Here is a 27,000-nt window from a genome sequence, read left to right on the forward strand (position 1 = left end):
CGGCCGGGGCTTCCGTGCTGCTGGGGCTGGGGCTGGGGCTGGGGTGCCGGGGGCTCAGATGCCCGCGGCCGCCGAGAGGTCCTGCTTGATCTTCGCGAGGAGGTCCGTGGCCGTCGCGCGGGTCCCGGGGAGGTCGGCGTGGCCGGCGACCGGGACCACGACCTCCAGGTAGCACTTGAGCTTCGGCTCGGTGCCGCTCGGGCGGACGATCACCCGGGCGCCGTCGAGCGTGTACCGCAGGCCGTCCGTGGGCGGCAGCCGGTCCGTGCCCCGGGTGAGGTCCTCGGCCCTGGTGACGGCGAGGCCCGCGAGGGTGGTCGGCGGCTGCTCGCGCAGCCGCTCCATGGCGCGGGCGATGACCGTGAGGTCCTCGACGCGGACGGAGAGCTGGTCGGTGGCGTGCAGGCCGTGCTCCACGGCGATGTCGTCGAGGAGGTCCAGCAGGGTGCGGCCCTCCTCCTTCAGCTGCGAGGCCAGTTCCGTGATGAGGAGGGCGGCTGTGATGCCGTCCTTGTCGCGGACGCCCTGCGGGTCGACGCAGTAGCCGAGGGCCTCCTCGTAGCCGTAGCGCAGGCCGTCGACCCGGGCGATCCACTTGAAGCCGGTGAGGGTCTCCTCGTAGGGCAGGCCCGCCTTCTCGGCGATCCGGCCGAGGAGGGACGAGGAGACGATCGACTCGGCGAAGGTGCCCTGGACGCCGCGCCGGACCAGATGGGTGGCGAGGAGCGCGCCCACCTCGTCGCCGCGCAGCATCCGCCAGTCCGCCCCGTCCCTGACGGCCACGGCGCAGCGGTCGGCGTCCGGGTCGTTGGCGACAACCAGGTCGGGTTCCGTCTCGCGGGCCTTCGCGAAGGCCAGGTCCATCGCGCCGGGCTCCTCGGGGTTGGGGAAGGCCACGGTCGGGAACTCCGGGTCCGGTTCGGCCTGCTCCGCGACCAGCACCGGCTCCGGGAACCCGGCCCGCGCGAACGCGGCCAGCAGGGTGTCCCTGCCGACACCGTGCATCGCCGTGTAGACGGTGCGCGCGGTGCGGGGTGAGCCGTCGGCGAGGACGGTGTCCGTGCGGGCCAGATAGGCGTCGAGGACGCTGTCGTCGAGGGTCTCCCAGCCGCCGTCGGGGCGGGGGACGTCGGCGAGGGAGCGTACGGCGTCGATCTCGGCCGCGATCTCCGCGTCGGCCGGGGGCACGATCTGCGAGCCGTCGCCGAGGTAGACCTTGTAGCCGTTGTCGCGCGGCGGGTTGTGGCTGGCCGTGACCTCCACGCCGGCCACCGCGCCCAGGTGCCTTATGGCGAACGCCAGGACCGGGGTCGGGAGCGGGCGGGGGAGCACGGCGGCGCGCAGGCCGGCGCCGGTCATGACCGCGGCGGTGTCGCGGGCGAAGTCCGCTGACTTGTGGCGGGCGTCGTAGCCGATGACGACGAGGCCGCCGGTGGAGCCCTGCTTGTTCAGGTACGCGGCGAGACCGGCCGCGGCGCGGATGACCACCGAGCGGTTCATGCGCATCGGGCCGGCGCCGAGTTCCCCGCGGAGGCCGGCGGTGCCGAACTGGAGGGTGCCGCCGAAGCGTGCGGCGAGCTCCGCGGTGTCCCCGGCGTCGATGAGCCCGGCGAGCTCCTCGCGGGTCTCCGGGTCGGGGTCCTCGGCGAGCCATGTCCTGGCCCGTGCGATGAGTTCGTCCTGCACGTCGGGGTCCAACCTCTCTGGTTCGTCAGCGTCGGGGTTCGGGGCCGGGGCGCCTGGTGGCTCGGGGGTGCGTGTGCGTGGGCGGCCGCGGGTGGCGGGTGGCCGGTCGCGCGGTTGCCCGCGCCCCAGGAGGTCCGGCCCCGGCGGGCCGGCCTTCAGGGGGTGCCGCCGTCGGGATGACGCACCCGCGGCCCCGAGCTCCGCCGCGGCTACAGGCGGTCCAGCACCTGTGTCAGCAGCTCGCCCATGCGGGTCGCCGAGTCGCGGCCGGCCTGCAGGACCTCCTCGTGGTTGAGGGGCTCACCGGTCATGCCGGCGGCGAGGTTGGTGACCAGGGAGATGCCCAGCACCTCCGCACCCGCCTCACGCGCGGCGATGGCCTCCAGGACCGTCGACATGCCGACGAGGTCCGCGCCGATGACGCGGGCCATGCGGATCTCCGCCGGGGTCTCGTAGTGCGGGCCCGTGAACTGCGCGTAGACGCCCTCCTCCAGGGTGGGGTCGATCTCCTTGCACAGGGCGCGCAGGCGCGGCGAGTACAGGTCCGTCAGGTCGACGAAGTTCGCGCCGACGATCGGCGACGTCGCCGTCAGGTTCAGGTGGTCGCTGATCAGGACCGGCTGGCCGGGGCGCATGCCCTCGCGGAGACCACCGCAGCCGTTGGTCAGGACGATCGTCTTGACGCCGGCGGCGACGGCCGTCCGGACGCCGTGCGCGACGGCGGCGACACCGCGGCCCTCGTAGTAGTGGGTGCGGCCCAGGAACACGAGCGCGCGCCTGTCACCGATCCGGTACGAGCGGATCTTGCCGCCGTGACCCTCCACCGCCGGCGGCGGGAAGCCGGGCAGCTCGGTGACCTGGAACTCGGCCTCGGGGGCGCCGAGCGCGTCCACGGCCGGGGCCCAGCCGGAGCCCATCACGAGGGCGACGTCGTGGGTCTCGGCGCCCGTGAGCTCCCGCAGGCGCGTGGCGGCGGCGTCGGCGGCGGCGTAGGGGTCGCCCTGGATGTCGTCCGGAAGAAGAGAAGCGTTCACGCGACGAGAGTATCCGGTCTGGGCCTACGCGCGTAGATGGCAAGCCTCACGGGATGGGGATCGTTGTCTTCTCGTTTCCCGCCGACGGGGGTTCGGGGCGCGGCGCCGGGCCTGGCGGGGTGCCGGGCGGACTCCGGGGTGAGTGTGGGGCGGACCCTCAGCAGGGGCGCTTGCGGAGTTCCATCACGTAGTCGTGCGGGGCTCCCGCGGACTCCGCGGCGTCGGCGATCTCGCCGAGGTAGCGGGCCGAGGGCAAGCCGCCCTCGTAGCCGTTGAGGACGTAGACCCAGGCCGGTTCCTCACCCTCCAGGGTGTGCACCCGCACCCGCATCCGGCGGTATATGTCGAGGCCGACGCCCACCCAGCGGTCCATCGCCTCCTCGTCCATCGGGGCGATCTCGTACAGCGCCACGAAGACCTGGGAGCGGGGGGCCTCGACGACCGTCGCGAGGGCGCCCTCCCAGCCCATGTGCTCGCCGCCGAACGTGAGGCGCCAGCCGTTCAGCCAGCCGGTGGCGCGCAGCGGGGAGTGGGGGGCGCGGCGGGACATCAGGCGGGCGTCGAGGTTGCCGGCGTAGGCGGCGTAGAGCGACATGGGGGAGAGCGTAAGCGCTTCGCCGGGGTGTGTGGGGCGGGAGGGGGTGGGGAGCACGGGGCGGTCTTCCGGAGGCGGGTCCGTCGGGGCTGGTCACGCGGTTCCCCGCGCCCCCGGACGGCCCCGCGGGCCGGTCCGGCGCGCCCCCGCCCGCGCTCGGTGCGCGTGGTCGTGCGGGGGCCCACCGGGACCGGCGCACCCCGACTCCGCCGCATTCGGGTTCGTACGGGACAATGGAGCACGTGACTCGGATCGTGATCATCGGTGGCGGACCCGGCGGATATGAAGCGGCGCTGGTGGCCGCGCAGCTCGGCGCGGAGGTGACCGTCGTCGACTGCGACGGTCTGGGCGGGGCGTCGGTGCTGACCGACTGCGTGCCGTCGAAGACCCTCATCGCGACCGCCGAGGTGATGACCACCTTCGACTCGTCGTACGAGGAACTGGGCATCATCGTCGCCGACGACACCCCCCACATCGACACGCCCGCGCGTGTCGTCGGGGTCGACCTCGGCAAGGTCAACCGGCGTGTGAAACGGCTCGCGCTGGCGCAGTCGCACGACATCACCGCCTCCGTGACGCGCGCCGGCGCGCGGGTCATGCGCGGGCGCGGGCGGCTGGAGGGCCAGCAGGACCTCGACGGGTCGCGCAAGGTCGTCGTCCGCGCCGCGGACGGCTCCGAGGAGACGCTGGTCGCCGACGCCGTCCTCATCGCCACCGGCGGTCACCCGCGGGAGCTGCCCGACGCGCAGCCCGACGGGGAGCGGATCCTCAACTGGACACAGGTGTACGACCTCGACGAGCTGCCCGAAGAGCTGATCGTGGTCGGGTCCGGTGTGACGGGCGCCGAGTTCGCCGGCGCCTACCAGGCGCTCGGCTCGCGGGTCACCCTCGTGTCCAGCCGCGACCGCGTGCTGCCGGGCGAGGACCCGGACGCCGCCGCCGTCCTGGAGGACGTGTTCCGCCGCCGCGGCATGAACGTCATGGCGCGCTCCCGGGCCCAGTCCGCCAAGCGGGTCGGCGACCGTGTCGAGGTGACCCTCGCCGACGGGCGCGTCATCAGCGGCACCCACTGCCTGATGGCCGTCGGTGCCATTCCCAACAGCGCCGGCATGGGCCTGGAGGAGGCCGGGGTCAGGGTCAGGGACTCCGGGCACATCTGGACCGACAAGGTCTCCCGGACCTCGGCCCCCGGCGTGTACGCCGCCGGTGACGTCACCGGCGTGTTCGCCCTCGCCTCCGTGGCCGCCATGCAGGGCCGTATCGCCATGTACCACTTCCTCGGCGACGCGGTGGCCCCGCTCAACCTGAAGACCGTCTCGTCCAACGTCTTCACCGACCCCGAGATCGCCACCGTCGGCTACACCCAGGCCGACCTCGACGCCGGGATCATCGACGCCGTCGGGGTGAAGCTGCCGCTGCTGCGCAACCCGCGCGCCAAGATGCAGGGCATCCGCGACGGCTTCGTCAAGATCTTCTGCCGGCCGGGCACCGGCATCGTCGTCGGCGGCGTCGTGGTCTCCCCGCGCGCCTCGGAACTGATTCACCCCATCTCGATCGCGGTCGACAACAACCTGACCGTCGAACAGATCGCGAACGCGTTCACCGTGTACCCGTCCCTGTCGGGCTCGATCGCCGAGGTCGCCCGCCAGCTCCACACCCGCAAGGCGGGCGGCGGCGTCTGACCAGGTCGCACGGCGCTACGAGGGCGGGTCCGGGCCGGACGACGGCACGGACCCGTCACGTTTACGTCCCGGATGGTCCCTATATCACTCCTCGCCCCACGGTGCGAACAACTTCTGTTATTCGGCGCAAACTGCTGAAAGCAGATGGTCGTTGGCGTTACTGTCAGTTTCGTGTTCGCTGCAGAACGTCGTCAATTGATCCTCGAAATGGTGCGGGCCAATGGAGCCGTGTCGCTCCGTGAGCTCGCCCGCGTCGTCCAGACCTCCGAAGTGACCGTACGGCGGGACGTGCGCGCTCTGGAGGCAGAAGGACTCCTCGACCGCCGGCACGGCGGTGCGGTATTGCCGGGCGGGTTCACGCGGGAGTCCGGCTTTCCGCAGAAGTCTCATCTCGCGACCGCCGAGAAGACGGCCATCGCCGACCTCGCCGCGAGCCTCGTCGAAGAGGGCGAGGCCATCGTGGTCGGGGCGGGGACCACCACGCAGGAGCTGGCGCGCCGGCTCGCGCGGGTCCCCGGGCTGACCGTCGTCACCAACTCCCTGCTGGTGGCCCAGGCGTTGGCCCACGCCAACCGTGTGGAAGTCGTGATGACCGGCGGCACCCTGCGCGGTTCCAACTACGCCCTGGTCGGCTCCGGTGCCGAGCAGTCCCTCCAGGGGCTGCGCGTCTCCAAGGCCTTCCTCTCCGGGAGCGGGCTGACCGCCGAGCGCGGCCTGTCCACGTCCAACATGCTGTCGGCGTCCGTCGACCGGGCGCTGGTCCAGGCCGCCGCCGAGGTCGTCGTCCTCGCCGACCACACCAAACTGGGCACCGACACGATGTTCCAGACGGTGCCGACCGATGTGATCACCCGACTGGTCACCGACGACCCGCCGGGCCACGACGACCGCGCGGTCACCGAGTTGCAGGCGCTGGCCGATCAGGGCGTGCAGATCTCCGTGGCCGGGGCGTCGGGCGGCGGCACCGGCGGCGATCCCGTACCGGCACGCCAGTCCCGCCGGGACATGCCGCTCCCGGGCCCCCGCCGGAACCAGGTCCACGGCACCGCGCCCCAGTTGCGCACCGCCACGGTGCTCGGGGAACAGCCGCCGACCGGCGAGCGTGAGCGCGAGCGAGCGGCCCGCGTGGCGGACCTGCGCCGCCGGTGAACACGGCGGCGACGCCACGAGCCAGCCCTGCGGTGGTGAGTCCGCGGTGGTGAGCCCTGTGTTGGTGAGTCCGCGGTCGTGAGTCCGCGGTCGTCAGTCCGTGGACGTGGGCCCTGCGGACCAGAGCCTCGCGGACGTGGGCCCTGCGGACGCGGCCGCCGTCGTCACCGGCCGCCCGTTCACCGCGGCTGTGGGCTGACGGCCCATCACCGTGTGGGGACGCTCGTTCGCGGTGGTTCCGGACCGCCGGTGCGCCACGGCTTCGGAGCGGCCGGGGCAGCGCGGCTCCGGGCCGCCCGTCCGCTACGGCTTCAGGCCGCGCAGGGTCAGGGTCAGCAGGCGGTCGGCCAGCTCCGGATCGTCCGGGGTCTCCTCCGCCGCCAGCGCGATCGCGTGGGTCAGCTGGAGCAGATCACCGACCGACACGTCCTCCCGTACGGCGTGAGCCCGCTGCGCCCGCGTCAGCAGGGCCGTGCCCGCCTCGCGGATCGGGGCGCAGCACCGGGCCAGGTCCGAGGCGTCCGCCTCACTGCCCGAGTCGGCGTACGACACCGCCATGAGTGCCTTCGCCAGACCCCGGTATTCACTCGCACGAGTGATGAGGTCGCGCAGCCAGGTGACCAGTGCGGTGCATGGGTGGGGTGCGTCGAGCTGCTCCCGGGCCCGGGCCAGCAGCTCCCGCACCGCGTCCTCGAAGACCGCGCCGAGGAGGGCCTGGCGGTTCGGGAAGTGGCGGTACAGCGTGCCGATCCCGACGTCCGCACGGCGGGCGATGTCCTCCAGCGAGGCGGTCGTGCCATGGGCGGCGAAGGCGAGACGGGCCGCTGTGAGGAGACGCTCGTGGTTGCGGCGGGCGTCGGCCCGCATGGGGCGGGCACCCGCCGGGCGCCGGGCCGCCGCCGGGCGCGCTCCTGCCGGGGGCCCGGCCGGGGTGGTGCTCACCGTGGTCTCACCTGCTCTCTTCACCGGGGCCCCTCACCGGAGTCCCTTCACGGGACCCCTTCAGCCTAGGAGCCCGGAGGACCGGGGGAGTTGTGCGGGTACGAAGACATGACCCCCGCTGCCCTGACGGGCGCGGGGGTCATGTCTTCGTACGGTCGTACGGGTCGTCGTACGGGTGCTCAGTCCTTGATCTCGCAGATCGCCGCGCCCGACGTGATCGAGGCGCCGACCTCCGCGCTCAGGCCCTTGACCGTGCCGGAGCGGTGGGCGTTGAGGGGCTGCTCCATCTTCATGGCCTCCAGGACCACGATGAGGTCGCCCTCCTTGACCTCCTGCCCCTCCTCGACGGCGACCTTCACGATCGTGCCCTGCATCGGGGAGGCGAGGGTGTCGCCGGACGCCGCGGGACCCGACTTCTTCGCCGCGCGGCGCTTGGGCTTGGCGCCCGCGGCCAGGCCGGTGCGGGCCAGGGTCATGCCGAGCGCGGCGGGGAGGGAGACCTCCAGGCGCTTGCCGCCGACCTCGACGACGATCGTCTCGCGGTCCGACTCGTCCTCGGGCTCGGCGGTGTCCGAGGGAGCCGCGAACGGCTTGATCTCGTTGACGAACTCCGTCTCGATCCAGCGGGTGTGGACCGTGAACGGGTCGGTCGAGCCGGTGAGTTCGGGGGCGAACGCCGGGTCCTTCACGACCACGCGGTGGAACGGGAGGGCCGTGGCCATGCCCTCGACCTGGAACTCCTCCAGGGCGCGAGCGGCACGCTGCAGGGCCTGCTGCCGGGTGGCGCCGGTGACGATCAGCTTGGCCAGGAGGGAGTCCCAGGCCGGGCCGATGACACTGCCGGACTCCACGCCCGCGTCCAGACGGACACCGGGACCGGACGGCGGGGTGAACGTGGTGACCGTGCCGGGGGCCGGGAGGAAGTTGCGTCCCGGGTCCTCGCCGTTGATGCGGAACTCGAACGAATGGCCGCGCATCGGCGGGTCGTCGTAGCCCAGCTCCTCGCCGTCGGCGATCCGGAACATCTCACGGACGAGGTCGATGCCGGTGACCTCCTCGGTGACCGGGTGCTCGACCTGGAGACGGGTGTTGACCTCCAGGAAGGAGATCGTGCCGTCCATGCCCACGAGGAACTCCACCGTGCCGGCGCCGACGTAGCCGGCCTCCTTCAGGATGGCCTTCGACGCGCGGTACAGCTCCGCGTTCTGCTCGGGCGACAGGAACGGCGCCGGGGCCTCCTCGACCAGCTTCTGGTGGCGGCGCTGGAGCGAGCAGTCACGGGTCGAGACGACGACCACGTTGCCGTGCTTGTCCGCCAGGCACTGGGTCTCGACGTGACGCGGCTTGTCCAGGTAGCGCTCCACGAAGCACTCGCCCCGGCCGAACGCCGCGACCGCCTCACGGACGGCCGAGTCGTACAGCTCGGGCACCTCTTCGAGGGTGCGGGCCACCTTCAGGCCGCGGCCACCGCCGCCGAACGCCGCCTTGATGGCGATGGGCAGGCCGTTCTCCTCGGCGAACGCCACCACCTCGTCGGCGCCCGACACCGGGTCGGAGGTGCCCGCGACGAGCGGCGCGCCCGCGCGCTGGGCGATGTGACGGGCCGCCACCTTGTCGCCGAGGTCGCGGATCGCCTGCGGCGGCGGGCCGATCCAGTTCAGGCCCGCGTCCAGCACCGCCTGGGCGAACTCCGCGTTCTCCGAGAGGAAGCCGTAACCCGGATGGATCGCGTCCGCTCCGGAGTCCTTGGCGGCCTGGAGCACCTTGGAGATGTCCAGGTAGCTGGTGGCGGGGGTGTCACCGCCCAGGGCGAACGCCTCGTCCGCGGCCCGCACATGCAGTGCGTCCCGGTCCGGATCCGCGTACACGGCCACGCTCGCGATCCCGGCGTCCCGGCACGCCCGGGCGACGCGGACAGCGATTTCGCCTCGGTTGGCGATCAACACCTTGCGCACGATGGCTCCCTCTCCTTGAAACAAGCCGAGTTTAGGGACTGCCGACACGGCGTTTCGACCCGTCCTCAATGGTGACCTTGCCCACACGGAGCGTGAATCGAGGCTCGCTCGACCGGTGAAATCCCTTGTCGTACCGCATCACGCAGGACTCCACCCGAAAACCCTAGCCCTCCACTGTGGTCAAGGTCTCTGTGCGGCCGCGCTGCGGCCGGTTGGGTTTCTTTGTGGAATCCCTACTAATGGCCCAACGATTCTTTGCTCTCGTGAGAACCCTTGTCCCCGGGTTTACCCGTTAGTAGCGTTCGCGATGTCTCGAACACGTACTTGGGGTAACGATGCCCCGCGGGAACGGCGCGGCAGGGAAAGTGGGTGGGTGGCGGTGATCCGCAGACCGGTGGCGGTGGTCACGGCGATCGTGCTGTTCGCGGAGGGGCTGGGGATCGCCCTGCTCCAGTGGTTCCTCGGCACCGTCGTCGACCGGCAGAAGATGTCCCTCGCCGGACTCGACCCCGACGCGATGTCCCTGTCGTCGAAGGCCGGGGGTGTCGTCTTCGGGCTCTACTTCGTGTTCTGCGGGGTCGTCGCGCTGCTCGTCGCGGTACGGGACCGGCCCGCCGCCGGACTCGGGCGTGTCGTGCTCGTCAGCGCGGCCGTGGTGCACGGGCTGCTCGGCGCGCTCACGGTGGGGCTGGTCGGGTGGGGCGCGTTCGCCTTCATGATGGCGGTGCTGGCGCTCGTCGTGCTCACCCTGATGACCTACGACCGCAAGGCGGGCGCCGCGCAGCCGGGCTCCGGCGGCGAGGGCGCGCCGGCCGCGCCCGTCGCGCCGCCGGCCGCCGGAGCGTCCTGAGTCCCTACGGGGCCCGGGGGGTCCACAGGTCGGTGATGGCCACGTCCAGGTGGGCCAGGAGGCGGCGGACCAGCGGGAGGCTGATGCCGATCACGTTGCCGTGGTCGCCGTCGATGCCGTCGATGAACGGGGCCGAGCGGCCGTCCAGGGTGAACGCGCCCGCGACGTAGAGGGGTTCGCCCGAGGCCACGTACGCGGCGATCTCCTCGTCGCTGGGCTCGCCGAAGTGGACGACCGTGGAGGCGGTCGCGGAGGCGTAGCGGCCGGTGGCGGTGTCGTAGACGCAGTGGCCGGTCTGGAGGGTGCCGGCACGGCCGCGCATCGCCTTCCAGCGGGCCGTGGCCTCCTCGGCGTCGGCGGGCTTGCCGAGGGCTTCGCCGTCCAGGTCGAGCACCGAGTCGCAGCCGATGACGAGGGCGCCCTTGACTTCGGGCTTCGCCGCGACGACGGAGGCCTTGGCCTCGGCGAGGGCGAGCGCCAGCTCGGCGGGGGTGGGGGCGGTGACGGCGTCCTCGTCCACTCCGCTGACGATCACCTCGGGGGCCAGGCCGGCCTGGCGGAGCAGGTTGAGGCGGGCGGGGGACTGGGAGGCCAGCACCAGGCGGCGGCGGGGGTGCGGTTCGGTCATGCGGTCAGGGTAGCGGCGGGCGCCGGACGGCCGGGCCGCCGCCGGGCGCTCAGAGGATGCCCAGGACCAGCATCGCCAGGACCATCGCCAGGGCCATGAGGATGCTGAGCCGGCGGAGCATGTCCTGGGTGTCCCGGAGTTCCTTCGGCGGCTCGTTCTCAGGGTCGGACCACAGCATGCTCCGATGGTGCGGGGCGCTGTGGTCCGGACGCCTGAGTACGCGTACTCAAGTTGAGGCCGGGCCTCCGCTCAGCCGGGCCAGTGGCTCCGGCTCCAGGACGTGGGCCCCGGCGCGGGCAGCCGGTGCGCGGCGATGCGGGACGGGTCGGACCAGGAGTCCCGGGGGGCGGGCGCGCCGGACGGCTCGGTGGCCGCCGCCGCGGCGCGCGCTCGGACCACCGCCAGGGCGGCGGCCAGCTCCTCGGGGGTCGGGTTGCCCCGTACGACTTTGATCACGATGGCTCCCGTCGGTTCTAGAGGGGGATGTTGCCGTGCTTCTTCGGGGGCAGGGACTCCCGCTTGGTGCGCAGCTGGCGCAGGCCCCGCACGATGTGGCGGCGGGTGTCCGAGGGGGTGATCACGGCGTCGACGTACCCGCGTTCGGCGGCCGTGTAGGGGTTGAGGAGGGTGTCCTCGTACTCCTGGATCAGACGGGCGCGGACGTCCTCGCGCTCCTCGTCGGAGGCGGCGGCGATGGTGCGGCGGTGCAGGATGTTGACCGCTCCCTGGGCGCCCATGACGGCGATCTGGGCGGTGGGCCAGGCGAGGTTGAGGTCGGCGCCGAGGTGCTTGGAGCCCATGACGTCGTAGGCGCCGCCGAAGGCCTTGCGGGTGATGACCGTGATCAGCGGGACGGTGGCCTCGGCGTAGGCGTAGATGAGCTTGGCGCCGCGGCGGATGATGCCCTCGTGCTCCTGGCCGACGCCCGGCAGGAAGCCGGGCACGTCGACGAACGTCAGCACGGGGACGTTGAAGGCGTCGCAGGTGCGGACGAAGCGGGCCGCCTTCTCGGAGGCGTCGATGTCCAGGCAGCCGGCGAACTGCAGCGGCTGGTTGGCGACGATGCCGACGGGATGGCCCTCGACGCGGCCGAAGCCCGTCAGGATGTTCGGCGCGAACAGGGCCTGCGTCTCGAAGAACTCGGCGTCGTCCAGGACGTGTTCGATCACCGTGTGCATGTCGTACGGCTGGTTCGCGCTGTCCGGCACGACGGTGTCCAGCTCGCGGTCCTCGTCGGTGACGGTGAGGTCCGCCTGCTCGGGGAAGGCCGGGGGCTCGCTGAGGTTGTTCGAGGGCAGGTAGGACAGCAGCTGCTTGACGTACTCGATGGCGTCCTTCTCGTCGCCCGCCATGTGGTGGGCCACGCCCGAGGTCGCGTTGTGGGTGCGGGCGCCGCCCAGTTCCTCGAAGCCGACGTCCTCGCCGGTGACCGTCTTGATGACGTCGGGGCCGGTGATGAACATGTGCGAGGTCTGGTCGACCATGACGGTGAAGTCGGTGATCGCGGGGGAGTACACCGCGCCGCCCGCGCAGGGGCCGACGACCAGGGAGATCTGGGGGATCACGCCGGACGCGTGGGTGTTGCGGCGGAAGATCTCGCCGTACATGCCGAGGGCCATGACGCCCTCCTGGATGCGGGCGCCGCCGGAGTCGTTGATGCCGATCACGGGGCAGCCGGTCTTCAGGGCGAAGTCCATCACCTTCATGATCTTCTGTCCGAAGACCTCGCCCAGGGACCCGCCGAGGACGGTGAAGTCCTGAGAGAACACGGCGACGGGGCGGCCGTCGACCGTGCCGTAGCCCGTGACGACGCCGTCGCCGTAGGGGCGGTTGTGCTCCATGCCGAAGTCGGTGGAGCGGTGGCGGGCGAACTCGTCGAACTCCACGAAGGAGTCCTCGTCGAGGAGCAGTTCGATCCGCTCACGGGCCGTCAGCTTGCCCTTGGCATGCTGCTTCTCCACCGCGCGCTCGGAGCCGGCATGCGTCGCCTCGTGGATACGGCGCTGCAGATCCGCGAGCTTCCCCGCGGTCGTGTGGATGTCGATGGTCGCTGGCTCTTCCGGCTCGGACATCGGGATGCGGCTCCCTGCCTGCTCAGTGGGACGTGGGGACGTGAGAACTTCGCGGTGCGTGCTTGCTCGGGCGGTGCGCGGTCGCCCCGGGTGAGGGCGTGTGCTGTCTCGGTACGTGCTCAGAAGTGTGCGTGGTTACTCATCCGTAGCGTAGTGCTGCCCCTACGGTTCGGCAGTGCGGCGTTTACCACACCTAGGGTGGGTTGCATGACGCCGCGAGATGCCTCAGACGACAGCCGCTGGTCCGACCTCGACCGTCCACCGCTCAACAGGGCCGCGCTGCGCCGCGGACTGCTGCGGGACGGCGGGCACGGGAGTCTGTACCTCGATCTGGAGGTCGTGCAGCGCACCGGCTCCACCAATCAGGACCTGGTGGATCGCGCGGTCCGGGGGGACGCCGAGGAGGGCGCCGTCCTCGTCGCCGAGGAGCAGACCGCCGGCCGGGGGCGCCTGGACCGGCAGTGGACGGCGCCGCCCCGCTCCGGCCTCTTCTTCTCCGTCCTCCTGACGCCCGCCGAGGTGCCCGTGCGCCACTGGGGCTGGCTGCCGCTGCTGACCGGTGTCGCCGTGGCCACCGGACTGTCCCGGGCCGCCGGCGTCGACACGTCACTCAAATGGCCCAACGATCTGCTGGTGACCGTCGACGGGCAGGAACGCAAGGCCGGCGGCATCCTCGCCGAACGCGCGGGCGACGGCGGCGTCGTCATCGGGATCGGCGTCAACGTCAGCCTCCGCGAGGACGAGCTGACGAGCTGCCGGTGCCCACCGCCGGGTCGCTGGCCCTCGCCGGCGCCGTGACCACCGACCGCGATCCGTTGCTGCGCGCCGTGCTGCGCTCGCTGGAGGACTGGTACGGCCGCTGGCGCCGGGCCGGGGGCGACCCCGCGGTGAGCGGGCTCCAGGAGACGTACGCGGCAGGCTGCGCGACCCTCGGGCGCACGGTGCGGGCCGAGCTGCCGGGCGACCGGTCGATCGTCGGGGAGGCCGTGGCCGTCGACGGGGACGGGCGGCTGGTGCTGGCCACCGGCGAAGGCGTGCAGGAACCGGTGGGCGCCGGGGACATCGTGCACCTGCGTGCCGTGTGAGAGGAGAGAACAGCTGGGGCCGACGGGGTGTGTGGGGCCCCTGTTGTCCGGGCACCCGGGGACGGCGCTCGGGGGTTCCGCTCCCGGGGGCAGCGCCCACGCCGGGGCCGTACGGTCAAGGAGGGCACCCCCGTCGGCCGCACCTGACGGAGTGAGCTGGCGCACACCTGCCGTAGAGTTGAGGCCGGTCGAGTACGTGACCGCGGGAGATCGGAAGGGCAGCTGGCGTGAGCGTCGAGGACACGGGCTCCGGCACGGACGCGCAGGGCCGCGTGGACCCGCCGGACCCCCAGGGCGCGGACGGCGGCGAGGAGGACCCCCTCGCGCTGCGGCTCGAAGGGCTCATCCTCGGAGCCGAGCGCCGTTACACCCCCTTCCAGGCGGCTCGCAGCGCGGGCGTCTCCATGGAACTGGCGTCCCGGTTCTGGCGGGCCATGGGCTTCGCGGACATCGGCCAGGCCAAGGCGCTCACCGAGGCGGACGTCCTCGCCCTGCGGCGGCTCGCCGGTCTCGTCGAGGCGGGCCTGCTCAGCGAGGCCATGGCCGTGCAGGTGGCACGTTCCACCGGTCAGACCACCGCGCGGCTCGCCGAGTGGCAGATCGACTCCTTCCTGGAGGGGCTGACGGAACCGCCGGAGCCGGGCATGACCCGCACCGAGGTGACGTACCCCCTGGTCGAGCTGCTCCTGCCCGAGCTGGAGGAGTTCCTCGTCTACGTCTGGCGGCGCCAGCTCGCCGCCGCCACCGGCCGGGTCGTCCAGGCCGCCGACGACGAGGAGATGGTCGACCGGCGGCTCGCGGTCTGCTTCGCCGACCTGGTCGGCTTCACCCGGCTGACCCGCCGCATGGAGGAGGAGGAGCTCGGCGAACTCGTCGAGGCTTTCGAGACCACGGCCGCGGACCTCGTCGCCGCGAACGGGGGCCGGCTCATCAAGACCCTGGGCGACGAGGTCCTGTACGCCACCGACGACTCGGGGGTGGCCGCGGAGATCGCCCTGCGGCTGATCGAGACCATGGCGAACGACGAGACCATGCCCGAGCTGCGCGTCGGCATGGCCTTCGGGACCGTCACGACCCGGATGGGCGACGTGTTCGGTTCCACGGTGAACCTCGCGAGCCGGCTGACCTCGATAGCACCCAAGGACGCGGTCCTCGTCGACGCCGCGTTCGCCGAGGAACTCGTGCGCGCCGGTGAGGCCCCCGAGTCCGAGGCGGAGGCCGCCGAGGCCGCGGCTGCCGCCGAGAAGGAGGGCGAGGAACCGCCGACCTACCGCTTCGCCCTCCAGCCCATGTGGCAACGCCCCGTACGCGGTCTCGGCGTGGTCCAGCCGTGGCTCCTCACCCGCCGACCGGGCAAGGCGTAGCCCTCGCCGCGAGCGGACCGGACGGCGGTGACCGCCGCGATCCGCGGGTGCTTCCGGGTGACCGCGGGGCGGGCTGCCGGCCGCGGTGCCCACGAGCTGGGGCCGCGGGCCTGCGACGACCGGGTGGCTGAGCGGTGCGGCGCCGGGGGGGGAGAGAGCCGGGCCGGGCACCGCGTCCACCGGTCGTGGCCCCGACCGGGGCCCGGCGGACGGTGGGCTCGGTCGTCATGGTCCGTCCTCCCTCCGCGCCCGAGTCCGCGGTGCGCCTGGCGGAGCGCAGGCTATGCGGCGAAGTGGGCGGTGCGGCCCGAGAAGGCTCGGATGTCACTCGAACGGGGAAACGGGCCGACGCGTGGTCGCCCACGGTCGCCGGACGCGTCCTCGCCGGGGACACGTCACGTCGCCATCGAGGGCCCCGTACCGGGACGGGGGTGTCGCGGGGCGGGCCCGGCTGCGATGATCGGAGTGAGGGCAGTTAACCCGCGTTAACCGGAGGGCGTGTCATGGGTGTCGGTGTCGGTGTCGATGTCGTAGAGGGGCCGGGCGGCGAGCGGCGGTACGGCGAGTTCGTGGTCGTGCGGCGGCACGCGTACGTCGCCGAACTCGCCCTCGACCGGCCGAAGGCCATGAACGCCGTGTCCACCGACATGGCCCGCTCCGTCGCCGCCGCGTGCGACGCCCTGGCCGCCGACCGGGACGCACGCGTGGTCGTGGTGACCTCGACCAGCGAGCGGGCGTTCTGCGTGGGGGCCGACCTGAAGGAGCGGAACTCGTTCAGTGACGCGGAGCTGGTGCGGCAGCGGCCGGTCGCGCGGGCGGCGTACACCGGGGTGCTGGAGCTGCCGATGCCGACCGTCGCCGCCGTGCACGGCTTCGCGCTGGGCGGCGGCTTCGAGCTGGCACTGTCCTGCGACGTGATCGTGGCCGACCGCACGGCGGTGGTGGGACTTCCCGAGGTGTCGGTGGGGGTGATCCCGGGCGGCGGCGGTACGCAGTTGCTGCCGCGTCGCGTGGGGGCCGCGCGCGCCGCCGAGCTGATCTTCACGGCGCGGCGGCTGGAGGCGGCCGAGGCGCGGGAGTTGGGGCTGGTCGACGAACTGGTCGCGGAGGGACAGGACCGTACGGAGGCGTTGGCGCTGGCCGCGCGGATGGCCGCCAACTCCCCCGTGGGGCTGCGGGCCGCGAAGCGGGCGCTGCGGCTCGGGCACGGGATCGATCTGCGGGCGGGGCTGGAGGTCGAGGACGCGGCGTGGCGTTCCGTGGCCTTCTCGGGCGACCGGGCGGAGGGCGTGGCCGCCTTCAACGAGAAGCGGAAGCCGGAGTGGCCGGGGGAGTGAGCCGCGGGCCTCACCGGGCCGCGCGCGGTGCGTTCGCGGCCCGGTGACGGGGTGCGCGACGCCCGGAGGGCGGCGGGTGTGCGCGTCGTCCCCCGTGCCCCTGGGGAGCGGAGCCGCGCCCCTGAGCAGTCGGGGATTGCTCCCGGGCCCCCAGGAGTGGGAGACAGGCCTCCGGGCCCCTCAGGAACGAGGGGCGCACGCGTGCTCGTCGTGGGTGAGCGGCGCGCGCAGGGCCGGGCCGTACCCCTGTTCGCCCCGCCAACGTCTCAAATCGGAGCAAAGCTCCCTAGCCTGGAGTCGTGGGCGAGGACAGACGGCTGAGGGCCGTGGTGGCGCTGGCGCGGGGCATGGCCGCCGCGCACACGCCGCAGGAGTCGTGGCGGGCGGCGGCGGACGGGGCGTGCCGGGCCCTGTCCGGCAGTTTCGCCGCGCTGTCCGTGTGGGAGCGGGAGCGCGGGCTGCTGCGGGTACTGGTGAACGTGGGCAACCGGGCGCCGGACGAGGAGGAGTTCCCGGAGGACGAGACGTACCCCGTGCACCAGTTCCCGGAGATCGCGGAGTTCCTGCACGAGCGCTGGCTGGAGGGCGGTGAGCCCAACGCCTGGGTGGAGACGGCGGCCGGGCCGGTCGCGGACCGGCGCCGGGGCGGCTACTGCCACCAGCGGGTGGCGGCGCTGCGCCGGCGCGGCCGGGGCTGCTGCGTGGTGGCGCCGATCGTGCTGAACGGCCGGGCGTGGGGGGAGCTGTACGTGGCCCGGCCCGCCGGGGAACCCGTCTTCCACGGCGACGACGCCGCGTTCGCGACGGTCCTCGCCTCGGTCGTGGCGGCCGGGATCGCGCAGTCGGAGCGGCTGGAGGAGGCTCGGCGGCTCGCCTTCACCGACTCCCTCACCGGCCTCGGCAACCGGCGCGCGGTCGATCTGCGGCTGGACGAGGCGATGGAGGCGCACCGGCGCGACGGCACGGTGATCAGCCTGGTGGTCTGCGACCTCAACGGGCTGAAGAAGGTCAACGACTCCTACGGGCACGCCGTGGGCGACCAGGTGCTGGAACGGTTCGGCTCGGTGCTCTCGCGCTGCGCGGCGGAACTGCCGCACGTCCTGGCCGCGCGGCTCGGCGGCGACGAGTTCTGTCTGCTCGCGGTGGGTCCCTCGGCGGACGAGGTGGTGCGGGTCGCCGGTGATCTGTGCGCGCGGGCGCGGGAGTTGGAGCCCGGTGACGGGGTCGCCTGCGGGGTCGCCTCCACGGGGGACCCGATCGGGCCGCTGCGCTCGGCGCGGCGGCTGTTCCGGCTCGCGGACGCCGCTCAGTACCGGGCCAAGGCCGCCGGTTCCATCGAGCCGGTCGTCGCGGGCCGGGAGGGCGACGACGGCGAGGACCCGGTCGTCCGGCTCGCCGACCGGCCGCCCGCGCCCGTCGACCCGGCGCACCCCGGGGACCGGCGCCGCATTCGAGGGCGCCGGTCCTAGGGTGGGCCGCGCAACTGTTCGAGGTTGCGCGCGGCCCTCGGACGCCTACGGCCGCCGGTCGTGTCGCCGTCGGCCGTAGGGGCCCCACGGCCGACAGGGGGGAGTGGTGGCCGTGGGGACCTGGGGTCGTCCCGGGGCGTCGACCCGTCAGGTGCGCGCACAGGGGGAGGCCGTGCACATGAGGCGTCGACGCATCAGGTGTGATGACCGTAACCCCCCGCCCTGCCGGATACGTCGGTTACCTGCGAGTTTCTGATTGTTCTTTGATCGAATCACAACAACACTCTGATCGTTCTCTGATCTACGCGGATTGCTTCGTCCATGAATGTCGCGGATCGTGTCATGGGGTGCCGGTCCGGTAAGGAGTCCACCCGGCATCCGCTCGTGACATTCTGCGATTCAGTCCCTACGATCCTGAATATGGATATGCACTCTGTGGACACGGTGGTCCTCGGGACGTCCGGTGTCACCGCCGCCGACGTCCTCGCCGTGGCGCGCGCCGGCGCCCGGGTCGAGCTCTCCGAGGAGGCGCTGGCGGCCCTCGCCGCGGCCCGCGGGATCGTGGACGCGCTCGCGGCCAAACCGGACCCCGTCTACGGGGTCTCCACCGGCTTCGGCGCCCTCGCCACCCGGCACATCAGCCAGGAGCTGCGCGCCCAGCTCCAGCGCAACATCGTCCGCTCGCACGCCGCCGGCATGGGCCCGAGGGTGGAGCGCGAGGTCGTCCGCGCGCTGATGTTCCTGCGGCTGAAGACGGTCTGCTCCGGCCGCACCGGTGTGCGCCCCGAGGTCGCGCGGACCATGGCCGACCTCCTCAACGCCGGGATCACCCCCGTCGTGCACGAGTACGGCTCCCTCGGCTGCTCCGGCGACCTCGCGCCGCTGTCGCACTGCGCGCTCACCCTCATGGGCGAGGGCGACGCCGAGGGCCCCGACGGCGTCGTACGGCCGGCCGCCGAGCTGCTCGCCGCGCACGGCATCACCCCCGTCGAGCTGCGCGAGAAGGAAGGGCTCGCCCTCCTCAACGGCACCGACGGCATGCTCGGCATGCTCGTCATGGCGCTCGCCGACCTGGAGACGCTGTACAAGTCGGCCGACGTCACCGCCGCGATCTCCCTGGAGGCGCTGCTCGGCACCGACAAGGTCCTCGCGCCCGAGCTGCACGCCATCCGCCCGCACCCCGGGCAGGGCGCCTCCGCCGCCAACATGCTGGCCGTGCTGCGGGGTTCGGGGCTCACCGGGCACCACCAGGACGACGCGCCGCGGGTTCAGGACGCGTACTCGGTGCGCTGCGCCCCGCAGGTCGCCGGGGCCGGCCGTGACACCCTCGCTCACGCGCGGCTCGTCGCCGAGCGGGAGCTGGCGTCGGCCGTCGACAACCCCGTCGTCCTGCCCGACGGGCGGGTCGAGTCCAACGGCAACTTCCACGGCGCCCCGGTCGCGTACGTGCTGGACTTCCTCGCCATCGCGGTCGCGGACCTGGCCTCCATCGCCGAGCGGCGCACCGACCGGCTGCTCGACAAGAACCGCTCGCACGGGCTGCCGCCGTTCCTCGCGGACGACGCCGGTGTCGACTCCGGCCTCATGATCGCCCAGTACACGCAGGCGGCGCTGGTCAGCGAACTGAAGCGGCTCGCCGTCCCGGCCTCGGCCGACTCGATCCCGTCCTCGGCGATGCAGGAGGACCACGTCTCCATGGGGTGGTCGGCCGCCCGCAAGCTGCGCACCGCCGTCGACAACCTCACCCGGGTGCTCGCCGTCGAGCTCTACGCCGGGACACGCGCCGTGGAGCTGCGCGAGGGTCTCACGCCCGCGCCGGCCACCCGGGCGGTCGTCGAGGCCGTACGGAAGTTCGGCGTCGAGGGCCCTGGGCCGGATCGTTTCCTCGCCCCCGATCTGGCGCTCGCCGACACGTTCGTCCGCGAGGGCCGGCTGGTCGCGGCCGTCGAGTCGGTCACCGGCCCGCTGGCCTGAACCGAGCCCGTCGGCGGGGGCGCCTGACCGGCACGCGCAGGGGGCACCGCCGATGTGGTGGTGCCCCCGCGTACGCGTGTCGGTGCCGTGCGCGTCAGTACGCCTCCAGGCGGCCCTGGCGCACCGAGTAGGCCACGAAGCCGGCGCCGAGGCCCAGGAAGAGGGTGCCGCCGACGATGTACGGCGTGGTGTTGGGGCTGCCCGTGTCGGCGAGTTGGGTGGTGCGGCCCGTCGACTCCCCGTCCTCGGCCGAGCCGGAGTCGGTCGTCCCGTCGGAGACGGTCGTTCCTTCGGAGTCGGTCGTTCCGTCGGAGACGGTTGTTCCTTCGGAGTGGGCCGTTCCGTCGGAGACGGTCGTGGTCGTCGTGTTCTGCCGTATGTCCGGCGCCTCCTGGGTCGCGTTGGCCGACGGCACGAACCACAGGGCAGCCAGAAGGGTCCCCGCGGCGGTGGCGGTCAGCAGCGATCGGCGGGCGGTGGGCGACGCGCGACGTGCGACGGACACGGAATATCGATCCCCTTGTGACGCTGGCGAATTGGCCGTGGACAGCGATGCTAGTGAAAGTCGCGGGTTGCGGGAAAGTCGCGGGTCGGCTGGGCCGTACGCTCCGCAGCATGACTACAGACGAGGCATCACAGTTCGTCCGCCTTCGCGTGGAATTGGTGGTGGAGGTGGAGGACGTCGAGGCCGTCACCGGCGCCGCGTTGCGACGGATCGCCGACGATCCTGATATGCCGGACGACGAACGGGTACACGCCGAGAGCGCGGTGACACAGGACACAGCGGAGGCGCTCGCGTATCTGATCGACCCGTTCGACCTGGTCGGTGAGGTGCCGGGCATCGAACTCGCCCAGGCGTCCTGGAGCAGCGAGGGCATGGACTACGACCCCGATTCGCCGGAATGGGGCCTCGACGAGGATGATGACGCCGAGGACGACGAGGAAGTCGGACGCGGCTGAGGCGCCTTGGGGACAGCATGACCCCGGGCGGCGACCGCCGCCCGGGGTTCTCCCGTCCCAAGGGGCACACCGGTCACTCGCGCACCACCGCCGGGGTCACCGGCGACCGGCGCAGGCGGAGTGGCGTATCCCACACATCGGCGCCAAGCGGAACGGCTCGGTGCCGTAGTGGTGTTTTAGTGCTTACGGGGATTCTCGGTTCTTGGGGATTTCGGCAACGATGGAGAAGCGTGTGATGACGAACAGTAAGCGGCGCAAGGGCCTGACGGTCGCGTCCGCACTGCTCGGCGGGGTGCTGGTGCTCTCTGCGTGCAGCGGGGGCGACGGCGACAACGCGTCCGGGAGCGATGGCGGGGACTCCTCGCAGTCCAAGGTCGACGAGGCGGCGGCCAAGAAGAACTCCGAGGCCGACATCAAGATCACCCCGAAGGACGGCTCGAACAACGCCTCCATCAACAACTCGGCCAAGGTCACGGTGAGCAAGGGCAAGCTCACCAAGGTGACGATGACCACCACGGACGGCGCCGCCGTGCAGGGTGAGATATCCGCCGACAAGACGAGCTGGGCGCCGAGCGTGCAGCTGGAGCGGTCCACCAACTACAAGATCACCGCCACCGCCGAGGACTCCGAGGGCCGCGAGGCCCACGAGAACGCGGCGTTCACCACGGTCTCGCCCGCCAACAGCTTCATCGGCAACTTCACGCCCGAGGACGGCTCCACCGTCGGCGTCGGCATGCCGGTCTCGATCAACTTCGACAAGGCCATCACCAACAAGGCCGAGGTCCAGAAGGGGATCACCGTCTCCACCAGCTCCGGCCAGGAGGTCGTCGGGCACTGGTTCAACGCGAACCGCATCGACTTCCGGCCCGAGGACTACTGGCAGGAGGGCTCCACCGTCACGCTGAAGCTCGCGCTCGACGGTGTCGAGGGCGCCGACGGCGTCTACGGCGTCCAGCAGAAGACGGTCTCCTTCAAGATCGGCCGCAACCAGGTCTCGATCGTCGACGCCAAGACCAAGCAGATGAAGGTCACGCAGGACGGCAAGGTCGTCAAGACCATCCCGATCTCCGCCGGTTCGCCCGAGAACAAGACGTACGAGGGCCAGATGGTGATCTCCGAGAAGTTCAAGGAGACCCGGATGAACGGCGCGACGGTCGGCTTCACCGACGACGACGGCAAGGGCGAGTACGACATCAAGGACGTGCCCCACGCCATGCGTCTGACGACGTCCGGCACCTTCATCCACGGCAACTACTGGGGCGCCGACTCCGTCTTTGGCAACGTCAACACCAGCCACGGCTGTGTCGGTCTGAACGACACCAAGGGCGCCAACGACCCCGACACCGAGGGCGCCTGGTTCTACAACAACTCCATCGTCGGTGACGTGGTCGTCGTCCAGAACACCGGCGACAAGACCGTCTCCCCGGACAACGGCCTCAACGGCTGGAACATGAACTGGGCCGACTGGAAGGCGGGCTCCGCGGCCTGACCCGCCGCCGCCCGGGAGGTGCCGCGCCGCTCACCGGACGCGGCACCGCGTCCCCTTCCGGCCCCGTCACACCGAAGCCGCCCCCAGGGGCGGCTTCGGCGTTCCCCGGCGCGGCCCACGTGCTTCCGCGCCGGACACCCGGCCCAGGACACAGCGTTCTCATCCCGCTCTTATGAGGGGCTTATCCCGTCATCACGTGGCCTCCCTAGCTTTCGGCCATGTTTCTCACCTACCTGAGGCGCGAACTGCGCCGCCGCAGAAAGGCGGCGCTCGTCGTCGCCTCCGGGCTCGCCCTCGGCATCGCGCTGGTGATCGTGGTCAGCTCCGTGTCGTCCGGCATGGAGAAGGCCCAGGCCAAGGTGCTCGAATCCCTCTACGGCCTGGGCACCGACATGACCGTCACCAAGGCCGCCGCCGCACCCGGCGAGAACGGCGGCGCCGAACGCCCCCGCTTCGAGTTCGACGCACAGGACGAGGACTCCGACGAGGAGCAGAGCAGCGACCTCGTCCGCGTCCAGGGCTTCCAGACCCTGGCCGGCTCGACCGTCACCGAGGTCGGTGAACAGCAGGGCGTCGCGGAGGCCGTCGGCGGGCTCAGCCTCCAGGTCATCAAGGTCGACGGGCAGTTCCGGCGCGGCCAGTTCCAGCAGGACGAGAGCGCGAGCGGCGGCCAGCAGGGCGGTCCCGGACAGAACGGCGGGGGCACCGGCCGGCCCGAGGGACGCGTCGAGGGCGGCGGCGCCGAGTTCGACGTCGACAACTACTCCGTCTACGGCACCGACGTCACCGAACCGGACCTCGGCCCCCTCACCTCCTCCAAGATCACCAGCGGACGTACGTTCAAGACCTCCGAGACCGACGCGCGGGTCGTCGTCGCCGACGCCTCCTACGCCCGCGAGAAGGAGCTGAAGGTCGGGGGCAACGTCACCGTCAACTCCACGAAGTACAAGATCATCGGCATCGCCACACCCGACAGCGGGGACGCCGCCGCCGACCTCTACATGCCGCTGAAGCAGGCCCAGACGCTCAGCGACTCCAAGAACAAGGTCACCACGATCTACGTCAAGGCGAGCGACTCCCAGCAGATCGACTCCGTCAAGTCGGCCATCCAGAAGAACATCCCGGGGACCACGGTCACCACCTCGGCCGATCTCGCCGACACCGTGTCCGGGTCGCTGTCCACCGCCTCCGACCTCGCCTCGAACGTCGGCCGGTGGCTCTCCGTGGCCGTGCTCGTCGCCGCGTTCCTGGTGGCCGGGCTGCTCACCTCCTCGGCGGTCTCGCGCCGGGTGCGGGAGTTCGGGACGCTCAAGGCTCTCGGCTGGAAGTCGGGGCGGGTGACCCGCCAGGTCGTCGGCGAGGCCATGGTCAACGGCCTGGTCGGCGGGGCACTCGGCATCGCGCTGGGCCTCGCGGGGTCGTACGCCGTCACGGCGATCAGCCCCACCCTCCAGGCCGAAGTCGGCGCGGCCGGCGGCGGCTTCCCGGGCGGCGGACCCGGCGGTGGCGGCTTCCCGGGCGGCGGCGGTGCGGGCGGTGGACGCCAGGCCGCGTCGAACGCGCTCGACGTCGCGCTCACCGCGCCCGTCAGCGTCTCCACCATCGCGCTCGCCGTGGGCCTCGCCGTCACCGGCGGACTGGTCGCGGGCGCGTTCGGCGGCTGGCGCGCCTCCCGGCTGCGCCCCGCCGACGCCCTGCGGCGGGTGGAGTAGCCGGCCGCCGTCCCCGAACCGAGCGGCACGTCGGCCGCGTCCTCACACCATCCAGGAGCTGCACCATGTACATACTCACCGGCGTGACCAAGCGCTACACCCGGGGCAAGGACACCGTCAACGCGCTCGACGGCGTCGACCTCACCATCGCGGACGGGGACCGGCTCGTCATCCAGGGGCCCACCGGCGGCGGGAAGTCCACGCTGCTCCAGATGCTCGGCGGGCTCGACAAGCCCTCGTCCGGGAGCGTCGAACTCGACGGCACCGACCTGGCCGGGCTGTCGGAGTCCAGACTCACCCGGGTGCGCAGCGAGAGCATCGGGTTCGTGTTCCAGAGCTTCAACCTGATCCCGACGCTGAGCGCGCAGGAGAACGTCGAGACGGCGCTCGTCCCGCTCGGCGTGAAGGCGAGGGACCGGCGGCAACGCGCCGCCGAGGCACTGGAGTCGGTGGGCCTGGGCGAGCGGCTCGGGCACCTGCCCGCGGAGCTCTCCGGCGGTCAGCAGCAGCGGGTCGCGATCGCCCGCGCGCTGGTGAAGCGGCCCAAGGTCCTGCTCGCCGACGAACCCACCGGCAACCTCGACGAGTCGACACGCGACGAGATCATGGAGGTGCTGGAGGGCCTGTGGAAGGAGCACGGGCTCACCTTCGTCATGGTCACGCACGACTCGGCGCTGGCCAGGAAGGCCCCCAGGGTCGTGACGATCCGCAAGGGGCGCGTCACGGTGAAGGAGAACGCCGGGGCGTGAGAACGCCCCCGGATTCCGGGGTGAGGGAGGTGTCCCGGCCGACGGCGACCGTCGGCCGGACCGGCCGGGCCGCCCTCCTCACCCGGTCCTCCGGTTCCCCGCCGGGCACGGCCGGACCGACCCCTACGACGTCGCCGTCCGGGCACGGGCGGCGTCCGTGCCCCAGCTGGCCAGCAGGCGCAGCGCCTCGGCGGACGGGGAGCCCGGCTCGGCGTGATAGGTGATCAAGGTCTGCTCGTGGTCGTCGGGCAGCGGGAACGACTCGAAGGACAGCGTCAGGTCACCGACCAGGGGGTGCCGCATGCGCTTCACCCCGTGACTCTTCTCCTTCACGTCGTGCGTGGCCCACAGCCGCCGGAACTCCTCGCTCTTCACCGACAGCTCGCCCACCAGCGCCGACAGCCGCGGATCGTCCGGGTGACAGCCCGCGTCCATCCGCAGGTAGCTGACGATGTCGGCGGCCTTCTGCTCCCAGTCGATGTACAGGTCCCGGTAGTCGGGCCGCAGGAACACCATCCGCGCCCAGTTCCGCTCCTGCGCGGGCAGCTCCGACCAGTCCCCGAACACCGCCGCCGCCATCCGGTTCCACACGAGGATGTCCGAGCGCCGTCCGGTGATGTACGCGGGGACACCGTCCAGCGAGTCGATCAGCTGCCGCAGCGCGCCCCTGACCTGCTGCGGACGGGCCGACGGCTTCTTCTTGTGCGCCTTCGGCTTCGCGAGGTGCGTCAGGTGGTTGTGCTCGGCGTCGCTCAGCCGGAGAGCGCGCGCGATGGCGTCGAGGACCTCCGCCGACACGTTGCGACCGTTGCCCTGCTCCAGCCGCGTGTAGTACGCCACCGACACGCCCGCCAGCTGCGCCAGCTCCTCCCGCCGCAGCCCCGGCACCCGCCGGTGCCGGCCGAACTCCGGCAGCCCGACGTCCTCCGGCTTCAGCCGGGCCCGCCGGGTCCGCAGGAACTCACTGAGCTCGGCACGCCGGTCGAGGGGGGCTCCGGCCGGGCCGTCGGGCGGCTGCCGGTCCTGTGCGGCTTCGGGCTGTGCGTCCATACGTCCAGTATTCACGGTCGTACGCCCAGCATCCTGACCCCGCCAGTGGTAGGACCAGCGGACGTACGCAGAACCGTGACCTGGGTGAACGCGGCGATCCCGGGCAGGCTCGTATCCGTGCCCGGCCGGAAGGCAGGCCGGACACGGATACGACGGCTAGGAGAACCCTCGGCATGTCCACCACTGTCGCCGCCTACGCGGCACCCTCCGCCAAGGCTCCGCTGGAGCGCACGACGATCGAGCGCCGCGAGGTCGGTGAGTTCGACGTCCTGATCGACATCAAGTTCGCCGGCATCTGCCACTCCGACATCCACCAGGCCCGGGAGGGCTGGGGCGAGGCGATCTTCCCGATGGTCCCGGGCCACGAGATCGCCGGTGTCGTCGAGGCCGTCGGCTCCGGCGTCACGAAGTTCGCGGTCGGTGACCGCGTCGGTGTCGGCTGCATGGTCGACTCCTGCCGCGAGTGCGAGAACTGCCGGGCCGGACTGGAGCAGTACTGCCTCCAGGGCAACGTCGGCACGTACAACGCCCTCGACAAGAACGGTGAGCCGACCTACGGGGGCTACTCGGAGAAGATCGTCGTCGACGAGGCGTTCACCGTGCGCATCCCCGAGGGCGTCGCCCTCGACGAGGCCGCGCCGCTGCTGTGCGCCGGCATCACCACGTACTCCCCGCTCAAGCACTGGAACGCCGGCCCCGGCAAGAAGGTCGCCATCGTCGGTCTGGGCGGCCTCGGGCACATGGGCGTCAAGCTCGCGCACGCGCTCGGCGCGGAGGTGACCGTCCTGTCCCAGTCGCTGCGCAAGCGGGAGGACGGGCTGAAGCTCGGCGCCGACCACTACTACGCGACCAGCGACCCGGAGACCTTCAAGGAACTGCGGGGCACGTTCGACCTGATCCTGTCGACGGTCTCGGCGCCGCTGAACCTGGACGCGTACCTGTCCCTGCTCAAGACCGACGGCGCGTTCGTGAACGTGGGCGCGCCCGAGGAGCCGGTCGCCCTCAACCTGTTCTCGGTGATCGGCGGCCGCAAGACCCTCGCCGGGTCCGGCATCGGCGGCATACGCGAGACCCAGGAGATGCTCGACTTCTGCGCCGAGCACGGCCTGGGCGCCGAGATCGAGCTGATCCGCGCGGACCAGATCAACGAGGCGTACGAGAGGGTCCTGGCGAGCGACGTCCGCTACCGCTTCGTGATCGACACGGCGACGATCTGAT

At 72.1% G+C, this 27,000-nt stretch carries 23 protein-coding genes and 1 pseudogene; 13 read left to right on the forward strand and 11 right to left on the reverse strand.

The genetic code is table 11. The features are described 5' to 3' along the window. Window positions 1-54 precede the first annotated feature (54 nt). The 3 genes from GSY65_RS23560 to GSY65_RS23570 form a co-directional block, all read right to left on the reverse strand. On the reverse strand, window positions 55-1,686 hold the full coding sequence (locus GSY65_RS23560) for a phospho-sugar mutase (RefSeq protein WP_159772131.1): 1,632 nt from the start codon (window positions 1,684-1,686) through the stop codon (window positions 55-57). A 209-nt stretch (window positions 1,687-1,895) separates the two neighbouring features. Further along, window positions 1,896-2,720, reverse strand: a complete 825-nt coding sequence (locus GSY65_RS23565; protein ID WP_159772134.1) for a purine-nucleoside phosphorylase — start codon at window positions 2,718-2,720, stop codon at window positions 1,896-1,898. Between the two features lie 157 nt (window positions 2,721-2,877). Then, window positions 2,878-3,315, reverse strand: a complete 438-nt coding sequence (locus GSY65_RS23570; RefSeq protein ID WP_159772137.1) for a gamma-glutamylcyclotransferase — start codon at window positions 3,313-3,315, stop codon at window positions 2,878-2,880. A gap of 233 nt (window positions 3,316-3,548) precedes the next feature. Here GSY65_RS23570 and GSY65_RS23575 point away from each other — a divergent pair, with 233 nt between their 5' ends. Both GSY65_RS23575 and GSY65_RS23580 read left to right on the forward strand, forming a co-directional pair. Further along, on the forward strand, window positions 3,549-4,997 hold the full coding sequence (locus GSY65_RS23575; protein WP_159772140.1) for an NAD(P)H-quinone dehydrogenase: 1,449 nt from the start codon (window positions 3,549-3,551) through the stop codon (window positions 4,995-4,997). Between the two features lie 144 nt (window positions 4,998-5,141). Beyond that, window positions 5,142-6,146: a DeoR/GlpR family DNA-binding transcription regulator gene (locus tag GSY65_RS23580; RefSeq protein WP_159772143.1), complete on the forward strand. Its 1,005-nt coding sequence runs from the start codon at window positions 5,142-5,144 to the stop codon at window positions 6,144-6,146. Between the two features lie 303 nt (window positions 6,147-6,449). On the opposite strand, the gene GSY65_RS23585 is transcribed toward GSY65_RS23580, so the two are convergent. Together GSY65_RS23585 and GSY65_RS23590 are read right to left on the reverse strand one after the other, a co-directional pair. After that, the gene (locus tag GSY65_RS23585) at window positions 6,450-7,013 is read right to left on the reverse strand and encodes a TetR/AcrR family transcriptional regulator (RefSeq protein WP_159776313.1); all 564 of its coding nucleotides are present in this window, start codon (window positions 7,011-7,013) and stop codon (window positions 6,450-6,452) included. Between the two features lie 254 nt (window positions 7,014-7,267). Beyond that, on the reverse strand, window positions 7,268-9,043 hold the full coding sequence (locus GSY65_RS23590; RefSeq protein ID WP_159772147.1) for an acetyl/propionyl/methylcrotonyl-CoA carboxylase subunit alpha: 1,776 nt from the start codon (window positions 9,041-9,043) through the stop codon (window positions 7,268-7,270). A 379-nt stretch (window positions 9,044-9,422) separates the two neighbouring features. Here GSY65_RS23590 and GSY65_RS23595 point away from each other — a divergent pair, with 379 nt between their 5' ends. Next, window positions 9,423-9,893, forward strand: a complete 471-nt coding sequence (locus GSY65_RS23595; RefSeq protein WP_201452639.1) for a hypothetical protein — start codon at window positions 9,423-9,425, stop codon at window positions 9,891-9,893. Between the two features lie 4 nt (window positions 9,894-9,897). Here the strand turns inward: GSY65_RS23595 and GSY65_RS23600 are convergent, their stop codons facing one another. From GSY65_RS23600 to GSY65_RS23615, 4 genes are all read right to left on the reverse strand, one after another. Continuing rightward, window positions 9,898-10,521, reverse strand: a complete 624-nt coding sequence (locus GSY65_RS23600) for a Maf family protein (protein ID WP_159772153.1) — start codon at window positions 10,519-10,521, stop codon at window positions 9,898-9,900. A gap of 49 nt (window positions 10,522-10,570) precedes the next feature. Beyond that, window positions 10,571-10,699 (reverse strand): morphogenic membrane protein MmpB, encoded by a 129-nt coding sequence (gene mmpB / locus GSY65_RS34350; RefSeq protein WP_107099558.1) that lies wholly within the window; start codon window positions 10,697-10,699, stop codon window positions 10,571-10,573. Window positions 10,700-10,770: 71 nt separating this feature from the next. Next, window positions 10,771-10,980, reverse strand: coding sequence for an acyl-CoA carboxylase epsilon subunit (locus tag GSY65_RS23610; RefSeq protein WP_159776315.1), 210 nt, complete (start codon window positions 10,978-10,980; stop codon window positions 10,771-10,773). 14 nt (window positions 10,981-10,994) lie between these two features. Further along, the gene (locus GSY65_RS23615; protein ID WP_159772156.1) at window positions 10,995-12,593 is read right to left on the reverse strand and encodes an acyl-CoA carboxylase subunit beta; all 1,599 of its coding nucleotides are present in this window, start codon (window positions 12,591-12,593) and stop codon (window positions 10,995-10,997) included. 207 nt (window positions 12,594-12,800) lie between these two features. Between GSY65_RS23615 and GSY65_RS23620 the strand changes: the two are divergent. The 5 genes and pseudogenes from GSY65_RS23620 to hutH all read left to right on the forward strand — a co-directional run bounded on the left by GSY65_RS23620 (window position 12,801) and on the right by hutH (window position 19,822). Beyond that, window positions 12,801-13,678: pseudogene (locus GSY65_RS23620) on the forward strand (biotin--[acetyl-CoA-carboxylase] ligase). Window positions 13,679-13,905: 227 nt separating this feature from the next. After that, window positions 13,906-15,042, forward strand: a complete 1,137-nt coding sequence (locus GSY65_RS23625; protein ID WP_159772159.1) for an adenylate/guanylate cyclase domain-containing protein — start codon at window positions 13,906-13,908, stop codon at window positions 15,040-15,042. A gap of 503 nt (window positions 15,043-15,545) precedes the next feature. Further along, a complete protein-coding gene (locus GSY65_RS23630) occupies window positions 15,546-16,379 on the forward strand; it encodes an enoyl-CoA hydratase/isomerase family protein (RefSeq protein ID WP_159772162.1) in 834 nt (277 codons plus the stop codon). Between the two features lie 299 nt (window positions 16,380-16,678). Further along, entirely contained in the window at window positions 16,679-17,848 is a 1,170-nt protein-coding gene (locus GSY65_RS23635) for a GGDEF domain-containing protein (protein ID WP_159772165.1), read from the forward strand. A gap of 435 nt (window positions 17,849-18,283) precedes the next feature. Further along, window positions 18,284-19,822, forward strand: coding sequence for a histidine ammonia-lyase (gene hutH, locus GSY65_RS23640; RefSeq protein ID WP_159776317.1), 1,539 nt, complete (start codon window positions 18,284-18,286; stop codon window positions 19,820-19,822). 94 nt (window positions 19,823-19,916) lie between these two features. Here hutH and GSY65_RS23645 read toward each other — a convergent pair whose 3' ends face one another. Continuing rightward, the gene (locus tag GSY65_RS23645; RefSeq protein ID WP_159772168.1) at window positions 19,917-20,327 is read right to left on the reverse strand and encodes a hypothetical protein; all 411 of its coding nucleotides are present in this window, start codon (window positions 20,325-20,327) and stop codon (window positions 19,917-19,919) included. A 110-nt stretch (window positions 20,328-20,437) separates the two neighbouring features. On the opposite strand from GSY65_RS23645, the gene GSY65_RS23650 reads away from it, so the two are divergent. The 4 genes from GSY65_RS23650 to GSY65_RS23665 all read left to right on the forward strand — a co-directional run bounded on the left by GSY65_RS23650 (window position 20,438) and on the right by GSY65_RS23665 (window position 24,732). Then, window positions 20,438-20,782 carry a hypothetical protein gene (locus GSY65_RS23650; RefSeq protein ID WP_159772171.1) on the forward strand — a complete coding sequence of 115 codons (345 nt, stop codon included), beginning with the start codon at window positions 20,438-20,440 and terminating at the stop codon, window positions 20,780-20,782. A 220-nt stretch (window positions 20,783-21,002) separates the two neighbouring features. Further along, complete coding sequence (locus GSY65_RS23655; RefSeq protein ID WP_159772174.1) at window positions 21,003-22,271, forward strand: L,D-transpeptidase; 1,269 nt, start codon at window positions 21,003-21,005, stop codon at window positions 22,269-22,271. 218 nt (window positions 22,272-22,489) lie between these two features. Further along, window positions 22,490-23,983 (forward strand): ABC transporter permease, encoded by a 1,494-nt coding sequence (locus GSY65_RS23660; RefSeq protein ID WP_159772177.1) that lies wholly within the window; start codon window positions 22,490-22,492, stop codon window positions 23,981-23,983. A 65-nt stretch (window positions 23,984-24,048) separates the two neighbouring features. Beyond that, on the forward strand, window positions 24,049-24,732 hold the full coding sequence (locus GSY65_RS23665; RefSeq protein ID WP_159772180.1) for an ABC transporter ATP-binding protein: 684 nt from the start codon (window positions 24,049-24,051) through the stop codon (window positions 24,730-24,732). A gap of 123 nt (window positions 24,733-24,855) precedes the next feature. Here the strand turns inward: GSY65_RS23665 and GSY65_RS23670 are convergent, their stop codons facing one another. Further along, window positions 24,856-25,782 carry a helix-turn-helix domain-containing protein gene (locus GSY65_RS23670; RefSeq protein WP_159772183.1) on the reverse strand — a complete coding sequence of 309 codons (927 nt, stop codon included), beginning with the start codon at window positions 25,780-25,782 and terminating at the stop codon, window positions 24,856-24,858. A 173-nt stretch (window positions 25,783-25,955) separates the two neighbouring features. Here GSY65_RS23670 and GSY65_RS23675 point away from each other — a divergent pair, with 173 nt between their 5' ends. Then, window positions 25,956-26,999, forward strand: coding sequence for an NAD(P)-dependent alcohol dehydrogenase (locus GSY65_RS23675; RefSeq protein WP_159772186.1), 1,044 nt, complete (start codon window positions 25,956-25,958; stop codon window positions 26,997-26,999). The last annotated feature ends 1 nt before the right edge of the window (window position 27,000 follow it).

Source organism: Streptomyces sp. HM190 (assembly GCF_009857135.1).
Classification (GTDB): domain Bacteria; phylum Actinomycetota; class Actinomycetes; order Streptomycetales; family Streptomycetaceae; genus Streptomyces; species Streptomyces heilongjiangensis.